This window comes from Streptomyces sp. NPDC055239, from assembly GCF_053606205.1.
On record NZ_JBSGRD010000013.1, the window covers coordinates 81,346 to 96,008 of the forward strand.

Below are 14,663 nucleotides of genomic sequence, written 5' to 3' on the forward strand. Positions count from 1 at the left end.
TTCACTTTAGGGCATGGGCCTGGCCTGCCCTCACTCCTCTTCTGGAAGGACTGTCAGTCGTGTCGGGAATCGAAGGAAAAGTCGTAGCAATCACGGGCGCCAGCAGCGGCATCGGCGAAGCGACCGCGCTTCTGCTCGCCGAGCGCGGCGCGAAGATCGTCCTCGGGGCACGCCGTCCGGAGCGTCTTGAGGCATTGGCCGCCCGTATCGAAAAGGCCGGCGGTGATGCCGTCTGGGCCCGCACGGACGTGACGCGACGCGAGGACCTCTCCGGCCTCGTCAAGCTGGCACGCGATCGGTACGGCAAGCTCGACGTCCTCGTCAGCAATGCCGGTGTCGGCTTGATCTCCCGTCTGGATGACCTGCGCGTCGAGGACTGGGAGGAGATGATCGACGTCAATCTCAAAGGGGTCCTGTACGGGATCGCCGCAGCCCTTCCCGTCTTCCGGGAGCAGGGCTTCGGGCACTTCGTCAACACCGTGTCCACGGCCGGACTGCGCATCGTGCCGCTCCAGTCGGTGTACGCCGGCACGAAGAACGCCGTGCGCACGATCTCCGAGGGCCTGCGCCAGGAGGCCGGCGAAGACCTGCGCGTGACCGTCGTCTCCCCCGGCGCCGTCCGCACGGACTTCGCGGAACGCATGGATCCGGCCGTGAAGACCCAGATCGACAAGTTGATGGAAATCGGCCTTTCGCCGGACGCGGTGGCCCGCGCCATCGCCTTCGCCATCGAACAGCCGGACGGTGTCGATGTAGGTGACATCGTCGTTCGCCCCACCGCCCAGGGATAGGTCTGCACAGCCACACAGCCCACCCCCGCCCTCGCCCTCATCGCCCACGATGTGTACGGGCCCCGGGTCTGCAGCGCGCCCTGCGCGGGCCAGCGGGCCACCCGGTTCACTGGCCAGCGTCGGCGTTCGGGCTGCCACTGAACTTTGACGAAGCCCTGGCTCGGCCGCCCTTTCGCCTCACTGGGGTCCGAACTGCCTTCCGTCGTCAGTGACACCGCCATGGTGCCGACCCGGGGCACGGGGAGTCGTGAGCATCCCCGACGGGCACACCAGCGAGGCCATCCACGCCTTCGTCGTACCGCTGCCCGGAGCCGTCGCCCCCCCAAGGAGGAAACCCTGTGGAAGCTGGTCGCCCGCGAACTCGGTGCCGCGAGCGTCCCGGCCCGCACCGTCTTCCTCACAGAAGTCCCCGTGGCCCCCAGCGGCAAACCGTTAGCGGGGGCAGGGGTTGAGGGTTGAGATGGTCCTGCCGGTTGGGGGTGCGATCGGCAGTAGACAGGACGCGGGAGAAGAAGCGCCGCGGCTGTTGCCCCGGAAGCACGACGAGCTCGCAGACCGCAGACCGCAGACCGCAGAACGATCGTCAAGCACATCCCGTGGGCGGCCAGTTGACTGAGCCGGTCAAACAGCGGCGGACGGTGGTGGCGGCGCTGAATCCGCGGGCGCTGCGAGTTGCTCCTCGATACGGGGCAATCGTCTGATGTTGCGTCGCTGTTCGATGAGTGCGGGTATCTGCATCACTACGCCCACCAGCATCACACCGGCGAGCACGACGTTCCCATCCACCAGGAAGACGACGCCCCCAACGGCACAAAGCGCCATCCCGACCGGCATCACCCAACGTCCACCCTGCCGCGCCGCGCGCTGCTGTCCCCGTACGAGAGCGGCCATCGCCCGCCGCGCCTTCGGGTCACCGGGAACGTGCCCCTTGCGCAGCCACCGACCGACAATCGACACCTGCCACGGGCTCAGCCCCGACTCTTCGGCCACTTCCCGCCGAGCACGCCGGGCCGTCCACTGTCCGCCGAGCACTACACCGATGCCACCACCGACTCCGCCCATGCTCAGATGCCCCCATGCGGCGTACAGCAGCAAGTTCATCCCGATCGCGACGCCGGCAGCGATCAGCAGAATGAGCGCCACCTGCACCCATGTCCGGTCGTTCCAGCGTTGCTCGGCATGCCAGTCGATCGGCCCGAACTCATCGGGGGCATGGTGCGTCGCGCCGTGCACCCGGCCCTCACCTCTGTCCTCGGTCATCGTCCCCCCTCGGTGCGATCCGTGACGGACCGTCGCATCCCGTTCCGTACTGCGGCCGTCTGCCCGACGAATCCCTTCACATGTATGAATGGATTCCTCCGCATGTGAACGTGGAGGTGTTCCGGAGGTAATCGCCCACCTGGTTCGGTTACGAGCGTGCCCAGAGCAGACCCGGCCGTCCTCCAGCAGTACGTGCTGCAGGCGGACCCACCCCTCGCCCTTGACTGCGTCGACCCGGTCCGCGCCGATTGCCTCTATTTACCGTCGGTTCTGGGGCGCCAGTCTGGTCGCGGTGGGCGGCGTCAGCCTGCGGTTTGCTCCGAGGGCAAGCACCGCAGCCAAGCCCTCCTCTGTCCCTGGGTCTCGCAGCGCCGACTTCCCCTACCGACCACCAACCCCGACTGCCTCTTGACCAAAGTCATAGAGGCCCCCCCTTTCCGTCGGCCTCGAACGCCCAGCGCTTCGTCCCGGTGGCCGCTCGATGCCCTCGGTGTCGCGGTCTCCCCGCACTCCCCAGGTCAGCGTTTGATGCCGACGCCCGCCAACAGGCTGATCTGAGCGTCCGTGGGCTCCGTCCCGTCCGTGCGTTCGACGGGACGCCAGCGGTGGCAGCAGCAGATGCCGGGGTCGATCAGGTCGAGCCCGTCGAAGAACCGGCGGACGTCGCTGAGTGAACGGAACTGCACCGGAGTCCCGGAGCTGGTGTAGATCTCCGCGACCTTGTTCCAGGTGACGGGGTCGAAGTCGGGCGTGCAGTGGTTCATGGCGAGGGCACTGCCCACTGGGAGCGGGGCGAGCAGCCGGCGGACGATGGCGAAGGGGTCGTGCGGGTCGGTGATGAAGTGCATGAGCGCGTTGAGGGAGAGGGCGATCGGCTGGTCGAAGTCCAGGACCTCCGAGGCCTCCACGGCGCTCATCAGTGCGTCGGGGTCGGTGACATCGGCCTCGATGTAGGCCGTGCGTCCCTGCGTCGTGCTCCGCATGAGGCGTTCGGCATATTTGAGGACAAGGGGGTCATTGTCCGCGTACACGACACGGGCGTCGGGCACGACGGACTGGGCGATCTGGTGCAGGTTGGGCTCGGTGGGGATGCCCGTGCCGATGTCCAGCCACTGGCGGATGCCGTGTTCTTCTGCGAGGACACGAGTTGCCCGGTGCATGAACGCCCGGTTCTCGCGGGCGGTCACGGGGAGGCCGGGGTGGGCCTTGGCCGCAACCTGGGCTGCATCCTCGTCGATCTCGAAGTGGTCCTTGCCACCGAGGAAGTAGTCGTACATGCGGGCCGAGTGCGGCCTGCTCGTGTCGAGATCCCGGCCAGGCTGCCTGGTGGTCATGTTCTCCCCTTCACGCGTGTGTCTGTCGGCCCGCAGGCCAGGTACGGGCCGGTGTCTCCGGCCCTTCTCCCCGCCGCCGGTTCACCCGGCGGCCAAGTGATCGGCCAGGCCCTCTTTGACGCCGCGGACGAACGCGGCGATCTCCTGCGGCGTGTAGATCAGCGCCGGACCGGCCGGGTCGGTGGACTGCCGCACGGCAACGCGGCCGTCGGTGAGTAGTTTCGTTTCGACACACTGGCCGCCGTTCGGCCCGCTCCAGGGGCGCTCCCAGCCCTGTTCCCCGAGGTCACGGGCCGGCATCCCGTTGTAGACGCCCTGGTCGGTGATCGTCACGAGTACTCCTTGCGCATGTGGTTCAAGAGCGCCCGACTTTCCTCGGAGGACGTCGCCAGCGCCATTCGGGAATGCGCCTCGAGATGAGCGACGACGTCCGCGCGCTGGTCCAGGTAGACGGAGGCGAAAAGGAGTTCGCTGTAGACGATGTCAGGCAGCTCAGGTTCCTCGAACCGGAAATACGTGAATGGGGCACACGCGCCGACGTGCGCGCCTGCGGCGAAGGGCACGATGTCGAGGCTGACGTGTGGGAGCTCGGACACGTCCAGGAGCCGTTCGATCTGATCCCGCATCACGTCAGGGCTGCCCGCTTCCCGATGCAGGACTGCTTCATCCATGACCACCCACAGCGTGGGAGCGTCCTCCCGCTCCAGCAGGCTCTGGCGGCGCATCCGCACCTCCACGCGACGCTCGAGCTCCTCCTCGCTTCCGTTCGGCAACCCGCCGCGCAGCACAGCGCGGGCGTAGTCGGGAGTCTGCAAAAGGCCGGTGACGTACTGGGGTTCATAGGTGCGCAGGGTCTTGGCGCTGGTCTCCAGGCTGACGTAGGCGGTGAACCAGCTGGGGACGACGTCGCGGTAGGAGTGCCACCACCCGGGCTCGTTGGCCTGCTCGGCCAGGTCGACGAACTCGTCGATCAGCCGGCGGTCCGCGCCGTAGGTCTCCAGGAGCTTCTCCACATAGAGAGGCTTCAGCGCGACCTCGGCCTTTTCCAGCCGGCGGATGGTCAGGGTCTTCACACGGAGTGCTCTTGCCGCGTCCTCCAGCGAGGCACCGGCGCCGAGCCGCATGTCCTGCAGCCGACGGCCGAGGATCATGCGCAGGACTGTCGGTGCGCTGGCGCTGGAACGGGCCTCCGCCACACCCAACCTCCTGATAGTTCATCAACGGCGCCATCCTGTCACCGACTTGATGTTGATGCCAAGGTGATACAAGTGCCGCTGAAATTATCAGGGAGTCGGTTGCAGGGTGCACTCGATCACCCGCATAGTTGATGCGTGAGCGGTCACGTCGCAGCTCTGACGCAGCATCCGTCCCGGACGGGACACGTGATGCTGATGCCGTCCTGGGCACCCCACCGCAGCGCTACTGCCTCCGCATACGCCTCACGACCCTCGGCATCCCGACACCGCGCCCACCCCCCACAAGAGGCGCTGGAAGGCGACATCCGTGACACTCCCCACGCCCTCAGCCCCGCCCACGGCCCCCGCCTTAGCCTCGACCGCGCCTCACCGCGAGTACTGGTTCAACCTCCCCGCCCTGCGCACCAGCGCGCGAGCCGCCCGCGACGCCGTACACGACCAGCTCCTGGCCTGGCAAGTGCCCGGCGGCACCAGTTGCGACGCGGTGCTGCTGGTCTCCGAACTGACCACGAACGCTGTACTCCACACCGACAGCGTCCACGTCCTGTGTGGTCTCACGCTGACCGACGACGAGCGGCGCCTGCGCATCGAACTCCACGACGAGGGCCACGCCCCGGCTCGCCCGACCGCTCGCGTCGCCGGGCCGGGCGAGGAGTGCGGGAGGGGTCTGTTTCTCGTCCAGCAGCTCGCGGACCGTTGGGGCTCCGCACGCTCGACGCGGGCCAAAGGCAAGTTCGTCTGGGCAGAGTTGACGGCCTACCCCTGACGCCGTGGGCGCCGGCCAGCGCCGACGGCGGTCCTGCCTCCGCGAGGAACAACACGGGCCCATCACGGCCAGGCCTGGCTGTTGAGGCGTACCAGACCAGTTCCCCGTCCATCGGCGGAAAGCGCCGTTGGTACTGCGCGGCCCGCTCCGTGCCCCTCGCGCAGCAGAGGATCCCTTCTTCTCGATTCACCGACAGAAGGCGCCCATGACTCCCCACGGCCCAATCGCTTCGCCTGTGGTGCTGTACGTATGCGCCGACCGAGCCCGACCGGGCCCCGGGGCTGCCACGCAGCGCGCGCAGACAGAGGGCCACGCCTTTGCTCAGGAGCGCGGGCTGACGATCGCCGAGGTCGTCACCGACACGTACGGTGAGCCCGACCCGGCCCAGCGCGGAGGCTGGCGGCGCGTGAAGCAACTGGTCCAGACAGGCCACATCACCGCGGTACTCGTCCGCTGGCCCAGCGCCATCGCCCCGGAGTCCGTGGACGAACTCCGGCACCGCGAAATCGCCTGGCTCAACGACCGCGGTGTGCCTGTCCGTTACACCTGGGCGCCCTTGTCATCCAGGAGCGCCTAGGCACGGTGAGCCCCAGTGGACACGCCCTCGGCCCTGCCATGTTGCCGCAGCAAGGGAAACGCAAGGGACGTCCGTCTCGGAGGATCGCGTCGCCGGGGCGTCAGGGCGCTGAACAGCGCCGGGATGGCGAAGTGGGCTTGCGACACATTTGGGGCGCTTTTGCCCAGCGGCGCTTCCAGCGTCCGGGCAAGGCTCACTTCGGCGTTGAGCGCCTGCCACACTCCGGCTTCGTCGTCACCGCATGTCGCAATGGTCGCGCCATAGACTGACCTCGATCTTCATGAGGCCGACGAGAAGGTAGTACGTCGGTTCGGGGACCGGTCGACCTGCGGAGAGTCGGGCCGCCGGGACGAGGAACGCCGGCAGTTGCTACGGGCGGATGCGCGAACGACGCTTGCTGCTGTGCGTAGACGGGTGGCTATCCGCTGGCCCCTCGGCAGTTGGCCGTCTGCCGGCGAGGAGAACCGCGGGAATCGCCGCTGCCATCACCACCGACATGGTGGCGAAGCCGGCGGAGAACGTGGCCGCTTGAGCTGCCAGGCCCAGGGCGAGGGAACCCAGGCCCGTGCCCGCGTCGTAGCCGATGTTCCACGCGACCGAGGTCGTGTGCCGGTTCTCCACGCCCGCATGGTCGAACGCCTGCACCAGCGTGAGGCTCTGGAGCCCTCCGTACGCCGCTCCCAGGAGAATCAGGCCGCACAGCAGAATGAGGACGGAGTCACTGTCCGAGTCGACGGCCAGGGCGATCAGCGCCAGGCCCACGCACGCGGCCGAGACGAGGCCGGCGCTGATCGGCCGCAGAGCGATCCGGTCGGCGAGTGCTCCACAGCCCCAGCGGGCCAGCGCGGCGGTGACGGTGAGGGCGAGCAGGCCCGTGGCAGCCAGCGTCGGAGTGGCGGTGAACTGCGGGGCGAAGGTGAGTACAGCGCCGCCCGCTGCCGTGACCAGGAGCAGCACGGTGATCGGGAGCAGGATGCGTCGGAGCACTGTGGTCGTGGCGGCGGGGTGCCGGGGGTGGCCGGTCCGGGGCGAGGAGCTATGGGTGCGGGCTTCGACGGCGTGGCCGAGGGCTCGTGTCCAAGGCAGTGCGAGTACGGGGAGAATGCCGCACGCGATGATCGCGGGGAGGGCGAATGTGCCCATCAGCCAGGGTGCCGCCGGGGTGAGGACAACTTGAGGGAGGGCGATGGCAAGGCCGTAGATGCCGATGGCCGCTCCTTGGCGTCCGCGCGGAGCCAGTGCGGCTGCGGCGGTGGATCCGCAGACGGTGACGATCCCGAAGCCCGCTCCGCGCAGTGCTGTCGTGAGCAGGATCGGCAACAGGTGGTCGCTGAGGGCTTGCAGGAGGGCGGGCAGGCCCAGCAGGAGGGCGCCGAGCGTGAGAGTGCGGGTCCATCCCAGCTTGCGCAGTGCCGTGTTGACGCACAGTTGGGTCAGGACCGTGGCAGTCATCAGAATGGCGGTGACGAGCCCGGCGCCTAGTTCGTCCGCGCCTCCGTTGACGGCCCATGCAGGAGAGACGGGGAGCAGGAGGGCGAATCCGGAGAAGCAGCAGAGCACCACTATCAGCAGGTGCGGGATGCCGGGGACTCGTATGACGGATTCTTTCGCACGTTCAGACATGGGTATGGGGTTGTCCTTGATCTTCAGTGCCGGTGTCGGTGCCGGTGCCGGTGCCGGAACGGAAAGGGATGATGGCGGTCGGGCGGGGCCGGGCGGTAGATGGACGCTCGCGATCAGGTGGCAGGTCCCGAAATCATCCGCCAGTACCTGTGCGAGTGCCGCATCCGGACGGTCGTCCCGGTTCCTGCCGACCAACTCGCTCACCGCCTACGTCGAGCGAGCCGGGGAGGCGGCCACCCGCCTTCGACCACGATGCCTACGCTCGACACGCGCTGCCCTTGCCGGCGCGCGCTCCTCCTGATCCACGAACGTATCAGTGGCGACGGCACGGCATAGCAGCATGACCCTCCATCTCTCGCCCGGACCCGAGTAGGCCGGATCTCAGGGCGCGAGCTCGAGCGAGTACACGGTGCGACCCCATTTCATCAGCATGAAGACGTTCGCGGCCTTTGCCCATGTCGCTGAGCAGCTGGGCTACCGCTATGTGGGGCACGCGCCCGGGGCCGGCGCCACGAACAATCCGTACTTCTCTTTCCAGCGCACCCCTGACGCCCGCGAGCGGGCCATGGCCACCGTCACCGACCACCCCGGCATGCGGCCGGGCAGGGGTCTTCGGCCGCTGCCCGAGGTCCAGCCCGACGTCGATCTGCTGCGCTCACAGATGACCCTTGACGCCTGCAGCCGCTATAGCCAAGGCGTCCTGCCATGCTGCACCAGCCAGCGCAGCCACAGGCCGAGCAGGGCGCACAGCTGGACGACAGTGATCGAGACGATGGTGACCCGTCATGTAAGTAAGAGCCCCTACAGACCCGCACGCCGTGAACTCCGACTCAGAGATCCTCCAATCGAAACGCCCGGGGACCACGGTGGAATCTCCGCTGCCCTCGCTCATCGGCCAGAGGGGACACATGCCAGATCATCGCTTCCCGCCTACTCACCCAGTTCCTAGTGCTGATCCCACGAGCATGGCGGTGCGCCCGTGCGCGTCAGAACCGGACGGTTTCGCCGCGCACTTCTCTGCTCTGGCCGATCAGGTGCCCGGCTTGCGGCCGTAGACGAAGACGTCGTCGCCCTTGCGCAGCGTGTTCCAGTACTTCACGGCGTCCTTCTTCGTCATGTTGACGCAGCCGTGGGAGCCCGGCGGAGACCAGACGCTGATGCCGACCGAATGGAACGCCTGGCCGCCGTCGAAGAACTGGCTGTACGGCATCGGGACGTGGTAGATGCTCGACACGTGGTCGATGTGGCGCCAGTAGACCTTCTTCAGACCTGTGCGGGTCTCGTGGCCGTTGCGGCCGGTACGCACCGGGACCGGGCCGTACTTGAGGTTCTCGCCGTCCTGGATCCAACTGAGCTGGAGAGTCAGGTCGACACAGGCGATGCGCCCCTTGTTGGTCGGGCACTTGCCCGCCTTGTTGGGGGTGTTGCCCACCGCTTTCTGCTTGTTCATGAGGTTCATGACGCCCCAGGTGACGCTGCCCGCGTACCCGGCGTTCGGGGTGATGCCGTGCTTGGTCTGGAAGGCCTTGATGACCTTGCAGTCGGCTGCCGACTGCCTGCCGTCCACCGGGCGGCCGAGGAACTTCTCGACCTGCTTCTGGTACGGCCCGGTCTGCGTCGAGCACGACGCGGCCTGAGCGCTGCCCGTGCCGAGCGCCACCGTAAGCGGCGCCACCAGCACGGTGATCCCCAGAGCCACGGCTCCTCGTCTGCGTATGTCCCCCATTGTTGCCACTCCTCGTTCGTCATTCGTCCGCGGGTCGGATCCCACCTGCTAGACGACGCGGCCCCAGGGTTCGTTGTAGGGCGAATCGACACAGATGTGTAACAGGGGACGACACGGCGCCGGGGCGGCTGGGTGCGAGCCGGTCAGGGAGTCTGTCCATCAGGAGGCGGAGCTGATGAAGGCGCTGCAGCCCTCCTTGTACATGCCGGGCCCGTCTGAACGGCACGGCGGCGGGGTCGGCCCCCTTCCTCCCCGGTCACGGGCCACCCACCCCCGGACGGTCAGGTCAGGTCGAGGAAGCTCCACCGGGCGTCCGGCCGGGCGCCGCTCAGGTACTTGCCGCAGTTCTGGAGCACGACCGGACTCGACGTGATGTGCTGCGCGCCCGTTGCCAGGTCGCGCAGGAAGCGGTCGACCGGGCCACGGCGGATCGCCGCCGAGCCGGCCCAGCGGTGGACGATGCGGCCCACCTCACACACGGTCGAGGTCGTGTGGTTCAGGACCAGACGGATCAACGTTTCCTGCTCCGTACTCGGCACCTCTCCCCGGTCCAGGGTCTGCTCGACGTCCTGCCAGACGTCGTTCACCCAGGCCCGGGCGGCCCGGAGCCCGGCTTCCGCCGTCGCGTACTCGGCGTGGAACTGGGAGGTGTCGACCGCCGCGCCCCGCGAGCCGGTCCGCGCCGCGGCGACCCGCTTCAGCTCGTCCAGGAGCCGACGGCCAACGCCCAGGGCCCAGCCCGTGTGCCCGATCGCCGACATGTTGACCAAGCCGAGGCGGTAGACGGCGCCGCCGCTGACCGGCGTGGTGGTGGTCGCGGCGTAGGTGTACTCATACGGCACGTACACATCGGTGCAGTGGTAATCGATGCTGTGGGTCGCGCGCAGCCCGAGCACGTCCCAGTTGCCGTCCAGGCTCACCTGCGACTTAGGCATCGCCAGGACCCGCAGTTCATCGGTGCCCTCGACCTGGATCGCGCTGTGGATGTGGGTGGCGTGCGCCACCCCCGAGGCGAACTGCCACCGGCCGCTGACCCGGTAACCGCCCTCCACAGGCACAGCCCGCCCGGGGCGTGTGCCGTGCCCGGAAAGTAGCGCGTGCTTCCCGTTCGGCACGTCGGGGAACAGTGCGACCGCGGCGTCCCCGGCGAGGTACGCCGCAGTGGTCCCGGTCATCAGCTGCAGCGCGAACACAGTCCACCCGGCCGCAGCGTCGTGGTAGCTCGCCCGCTCCACCGTCTCGATCAGCTGCCGCGGCGCGAACTCGTAACCCCCAAGGCCCAGCGGGAGCTCCGCCCGTACGATCCCGGTGTCCAGCAGCGCCCGCGCCGTGTCCTCCGGCAGTCTCCCCAACTCATCGGCAGCCGCGGCCCGTTCATCGAGCATCCCGCCGAGCGCGTCGATCCGCTCCAGCACCCCCGCCAGTTCCGCACTGACATGCAGCCGGCCCCTGTCCCCCATGGAGCTCCTCTCCTTGCGGCCTGGTTTCCGATCGTCTCACGCACCCGCCTCGCGATCCCGGTCCCGGCCGAGGAGTCCTGACCACACTCTCCACCCGGCTTCGTGGGCGCGATCGTCACGCCGCCGACCACTCATCGACAACTCGGCGGTGCCCGAGGGCGGCAGCTCTGTGAATCTTCAACAGGCGCTCCCTTTCGGCCACTTGAGTACGCAGCACGTAAGACGTTGAGCTGGGTTCCAGGATGGCCCGGCATGCCGGAAGATTGACGTTTCTTGACCTGTACACGACCACTCCATGGGTTTGCAATGACGTAACGCACGTCTACTGCACGCACAGGGGGAACAGCACAGTGAGATCGATACGCATCAAGGCGGCCGTCACAGGTCTGGCCGCCGCGGCTCTGCTGCTGGTCGGCGCCTTACCGGCCCAGGCGCAGAGCCAGCAGGAAGACAGAAAGACCACCTACAAGGTCACCCCGTACGTCATCTCCGACCCGTCACTCGTCGCCGAACCGGAGAAGCTCGTCGAGGAAGTGAAGAAGCACGGCGATCTGGATCGGCTGGGCATCAAGCCGTCGACATCCAACGGCCCCTCGAAGATGACGAAGAAGTCGGCCCTCGCGGCAGACCCGGCGAGCTACGTGGTGGACTCCTCACGGTTCCCGAGCGGCCGCATCCCGGACGACATCTACGACTACACCAACTGGGCCGAGTGCGGCACCAACTCCGGGGCCGCGTCACAGGACGCCGGGTGGATCAAGAACCGCTACTCGTACTGCCAGAAGCACCTGTTGTTCATGCCGGCCTTCGAATGCGGACTCTTCCCTCCGCAGTGCAAGCTCGTCGGCACCTACTCCTCGTCGAACACACTGATCGGCTACGGCAAGGCCGGCGGTCACGAGGATCACCCCAACTTCCGCTGGGCCGACTTCCGGCTCAAGGTGGAGAACATCGTCGCCACCGGCCCGTTCGCCCGCTCCGGAGCGGACATGAGCGCCGCCATGGAGTGTGAGGGCGACTACAAGGACGAAGAGCCCAACCACAACGACGAGCAAGCCTGTTACGCACACGAGAACGAGGAGACCGAGAAGTCCATCAACGAGTGGCGCGTGAACAACGAGGCGTACTTCGACATCGCTTCCCAGGCGGTCAGCTCGAACCCGTTGTGGGGCGAGCAGATCGCCACCGGCGTGTTCCACATCGAGTATGAGTTTGATCTGCCGTGGTTCTTCCAGTTCATCGACACCGAGGGCCCCGAAGGGGGCATGCGGTTCGACTCGGCGTGGTATCTGCAGTCACACAAGCTCGGGTCCGTGTTCGACCGGGCGGTGCCCGGCATGTCGTACACGAAGTCCGAAGCGGCCGTCGGCGGCGTCGCCACACACCTGGAAGAGGCCCGGGCCAACCCGGGCGCCACGATGCCCACCCAGGCCGACAAGCACCTGGCCGGCGGCACACCCGGCGACCCGATTCACCGGCTCGCACAGGCCAAGGGGGACAAGCAGAGCTTCCGGTACGACGAGAACCGGCGCATCGTCCGCAACTTCTGCGCCACCAAGGCGATGCAGGATCTCAAGGCGACCCTGCCCGTGGACCAGGGGCCATACGACTGCGACGAGTACCCCATGGCCTCGACCTACGAAGGCGCGGGACGGCACCTGTTCCCCGACGACCCCTATGGCGGCGCCCAGTACGAGCGCCACTACTCGGCACGATGGGTCAACAGTGAGGTCAACCAGGAGGCCGGGCGGCGCCTCGGTCGCTGGTACGACGTCGACCGGCTGCTCGATCAGGACGCGTTCTACATGCCCATCCGCTGAGCGGCCGAGCTCCCCGTTGAGGGAATCGAAGCGGCTCTGATCACCCATCGTGCAGGGCCCGGCCGAGGGGCCGGGCCCTGCACCCGTATCTGCTCAGTCCGCGTCCGGCCAGAACTGGACCAAGGCCCAGCCTCCCGGCTCGGCGAACCCACCGTCCGGGGCAGGGCCGTTCTCCCGCCACGCCACCCGTGCCCGCCACTTGCCGGCATGCGGGAGCCGGAAGACGTCCGGCTTGCCCCCGGCCGCGATCTCGTCCACCAGGAACCGCCCCGAGGGGAGGTCCAGCGAGAGGAGTTCCGTCGACGGCCACGCCTCCGCGAGGGCTGCCGCCGGACCGTCCCAGGCCTCCAGCCGCACCCTCGCGTTCAGAATGTCCTCGTCCGACCCGATGTAGAGCATGGTGGCGTTGGAGCTGACGAAACTGCCCACCGACCGTGGTGAAGCCGGGCGCTCACCGTCCTGTCCCTCCTCGTCGACCAGACCGAACAACCGGTGGTCCACGACCACTTTCAGCTCGCGAGACGCCACGAGTCGGGGCATACGACACCTCCTGCGACTGCTGTCAAAGGTGACACTCTGCCGCAGGACCCGCCCGCGCGCCACGGTCGGCCAGGTCAAGTTGTGCGTGCGGTTCAACTACGCCTCCGGTAATGAAGGTGACCGGCTGCATCGTGCGGCCGCGCAGTCTGTGGAAGCAGCCCGCCAAGCCAAGGCCTTCGAAGGCAACGTGCGTGACGTGTGGTGGTTGGACCAGGCGTGACGAGTCGCCGCGTTAAGAGCTTGTTGCTGCCACGGCTGTCGTGGCATGCTCCGGGTCATGATCAAGAGAATCGAGTCCTCCGTCCGCCGATGAGCGAGACGACCGGGACAGGACTGCCCGGATCACCGACCACACTGTTCGACCACGCACTCCGGCTACATCAACTGACGCCAGGGGAACCGCTTCCGCGGGACGGGTACCCCTTTCCCGACGACGGCTTGCACGATCGTCGAGGCCCGAAGGCGCCCAAAGACCGGCACGCGGTCGGCCAGGACGTTGCGCTCATCCTGGACGCGTATTTCGCGAGGGCCTCTGCCCTGCCTGGCGAATTGGCCGATGTCTTCCACGACGTCTACATCCCGATTCACCACAACGAGCACATTGCCGCCGCAGCTGAGCGGGCGGACACCGAACGTGCTCGTCAAACGGGCAGTTGGCTGGTCCGCCACGGGGCTGATCGATGCGCCGTCACCGTCGGGCTTGCCCTGCTCGCGGCGGTGGGAACTGCCGACGATGTCCCGCTGATTCAAACGATCGGGCTGCTCTCCGAACGCTTCGGGCCGCTGGCGGCGCGCGCCTTCGAGAGGCAGCCAGGAGGAGTCGAAGCGCTGCTTTGGCTCGCCGATCGGGTCACTGGCTGGGGGCGCGTCTATGTCATCGAAGCTCTTTGCAGACTCGACGACCCAACTGCGCGTCCATGGCTTCTTCGCAGAGCCTGCGACGGCGACTTCCTCAACGGATACTTCGCCGGCCAGGTCGCCACCGTCACTAGACTCCATGAGGCGCTTGAACACCTCGACACCGACAGCGAGATGGTCGACCATATCGGGCGCCTGCTCCATCAGATGAGTGACTGCGCGGGGATGGGCCTCACCCTCGCCCACTACCCCCATTCGGCAGCGGTACTGGAAGCTCATGCCCGCCACGTGGGTCTGCTCCGCCCGACGCTCGAGCGCTACTTCACGATCGCGGTGCTCACCCAGCACCTGGCTACAGAGCCTCCCGAGAAAGCGGGATGCACCGCGTCCCGGCAAGAAGCCCTCCGGGGGACATACCTGGAGGTCCTCGATCGAGAAGAGTGGACCCGGGCCGCACAGGAAGGGCTCGCGGCCGACGACAACAGGATGCGGTGGCTCGCTGCCTACCGGGCGCCGCAGTTGAGGCTGCGCGCGTTCCCCGATCGAGAGCTGGATGCCGAGGAATAGCGCAGGCCAGGAATGAGTGGTCTCCGCCGGCACGCAAAAACCCGGTCGGTCGGGGGACTCTGCGTCGACGAGCGCACATGCGTCGGCGGCCAGGAGGGCCCCGACCGTCCGGGGCCGGTGCCCGCCGGACGGCCGCCGGTGCCAT

At 67.6% G+C, this 14,663-nt stretch carries 13 protein-coding genes; 5 read left to right on the forward strand and 8 right to left on the reverse strand.

The genetic code is table 11. From position 1 onward, the window contains the following. The first annotated feature begins 59 nt into the window (after positions 1-59). On the forward strand, positions 60-791 hold the full coding sequence (locus ACWFRJ_RS33670; protein ID WP_453539606.1) for an SDR family oxidoreductase: 732 nt from the start codon (positions 60-62) through the stop codon (positions 789-791). Positions 792-1,412: 621 nt separating this feature from the next. Here ACWFRJ_RS33670 and ACWFRJ_RS33675 read toward each other — a convergent pair. The 4 genes from ACWFRJ_RS33675 to ACWFRJ_RS33690 all read right to left on the reverse strand — a co-directional run bounded on the left by ACWFRJ_RS33675 (position 1,413) and on the right by ACWFRJ_RS33690 (position 4,581). Beyond that, complete coding sequence (locus ACWFRJ_RS33675; RefSeq protein ID WP_453539609.1) at positions 1,413-2,051, reverse strand: hypothetical protein; 639 nt, start codon at positions 2,049-2,051, stop codon at positions 1,413-1,415. A gap of 518 nt (positions 2,052-2,569) precedes the next feature. Then, positions 2,570-3,385: an SAM-dependent methyltransferase gene (locus ACWFRJ_RS33680; RefSeq protein WP_453539612.1), complete on the reverse strand. Its 816-nt coding sequence runs from the start codon at positions 3,383-3,385 to the stop codon at positions 2,570-2,572. 81 nt (positions 3,386-3,466) lie between these two features. Next, positions 3,467-3,685 (reverse strand): DUF397 domain-containing protein, encoded by a 219-nt coding sequence (locus ACWFRJ_RS33685; RefSeq protein WP_453540246.1) that lies wholly within the window; start codon positions 3,683-3,685, stop codon positions 3,467-3,469. Between the two features lie 29 nt (positions 3,686-3,714). Beyond that, positions 3,715-4,581, reverse strand: coding sequence for a helix-turn-helix domain-containing protein (locus ACWFRJ_RS33690; RefSeq protein ID WP_453539615.1), 867 nt, complete (start codon positions 4,579-4,581; stop codon positions 3,715-3,717). 307 nt (positions 4,582-4,888) lie between these two features. Here ACWFRJ_RS33690 and ACWFRJ_RS33695 point away from each other — a divergent pair, with 307 nt between their 5' ends. Both ACWFRJ_RS33695 and ACWFRJ_RS33700 read left to right on the forward strand, forming a co-directional pair. Then, positions 4,889-5,347 carry an ATP-binding protein gene (locus ACWFRJ_RS33695; protein WP_453539618.1) on the forward strand — a complete coding sequence of 153 codons (459 nt, stop codon included), beginning with the start codon at positions 4,889-4,891 and terminating at the stop codon, positions 5,345-5,347. Positions 5,348-5,582: 235 nt separating this feature from the next. Next, a complete protein-coding gene (locus tag ACWFRJ_RS33700) occupies positions 5,583-5,924 on the forward strand; it encodes a hypothetical protein (protein WP_453539621.1) in 342 nt (113 codons plus the stop codon). A 369-nt stretch (positions 5,925-6,293) separates the two neighbouring features. Here the strand turns inward: ACWFRJ_RS33700 and ACWFRJ_RS33705 are convergent, their stop codons facing one another. The 3 genes from ACWFRJ_RS33705 to ACWFRJ_RS33715 all read right to left on the reverse strand — a co-directional run bounded on the left by ACWFRJ_RS33705 (position 6,294) and on the right by ACWFRJ_RS33715 (position 10,733). Then, complete coding sequence (locus ACWFRJ_RS33705) at positions 6,294-7,547, reverse strand: MFS transporter (RefSeq protein WP_453539624.1); 1,254 nt, start codon at positions 7,545-7,547, stop codon at positions 6,294-6,296. A gap of 1,030 nt (positions 7,548-8,577) precedes the next feature. Then, on the reverse strand, positions 8,578-9,273 hold the full coding sequence (locus ACWFRJ_RS33710; RefSeq protein WP_453539627.1) for a L,D-transpeptidase: 696 nt from the start codon (positions 9,271-9,273) through the stop codon (positions 8,578-8,580). Positions 9,274-9,554: 281 nt separating this feature from the next. Then, complete coding sequence (locus tag ACWFRJ_RS33715) at positions 9,555-10,733, reverse strand: acyl-CoA dehydrogenase family protein (protein ID WP_453539630.1); 1,179 nt, start codon at positions 10,731-10,733, stop codon at positions 9,555-9,557. Between the two features lie 350 nt (positions 10,734-11,083). On the opposite strand from ACWFRJ_RS33715, the gene ACWFRJ_RS33720 reads away from it, so the two are divergent. Next, on the forward strand, positions 11,084-12,553 hold the full coding sequence (locus tag ACWFRJ_RS33720; RefSeq protein WP_453539633.1) for a NucA/NucB deoxyribonuclease domain-containing protein: 1,470 nt from the start codon (positions 11,084-11,086) through the stop codon (positions 12,551-12,553). 93 nt (positions 12,554-12,646) lie between these two features. Here the strand turns inward: ACWFRJ_RS33720 and ACWFRJ_RS33725 are convergent, their stop codons facing one another. Beyond that, positions 12,647-13,093, reverse strand: coding sequence for a hypothetical protein (locus tag ACWFRJ_RS33725; protein WP_453539636.1), 447 nt, complete (start codon positions 13,091-13,093; stop codon positions 12,647-12,649). A gap of 309 nt (positions 13,094-13,402) precedes the next feature. Here ACWFRJ_RS33725 and ACWFRJ_RS33730 point away from each other — a divergent pair, with 309 nt between their 5' ends. After that, the gene (locus ACWFRJ_RS33730; protein ID WP_453539639.1) at positions 13,403-14,518 is read left to right on the forward strand and encodes a hypothetical protein; all 1,116 of its coding nucleotides are present in this window, start codon (positions 13,403-13,405) and stop codon (positions 14,516-14,518) included. Positions 14,519-14,663: the final 145 nt, after the last annotated feature.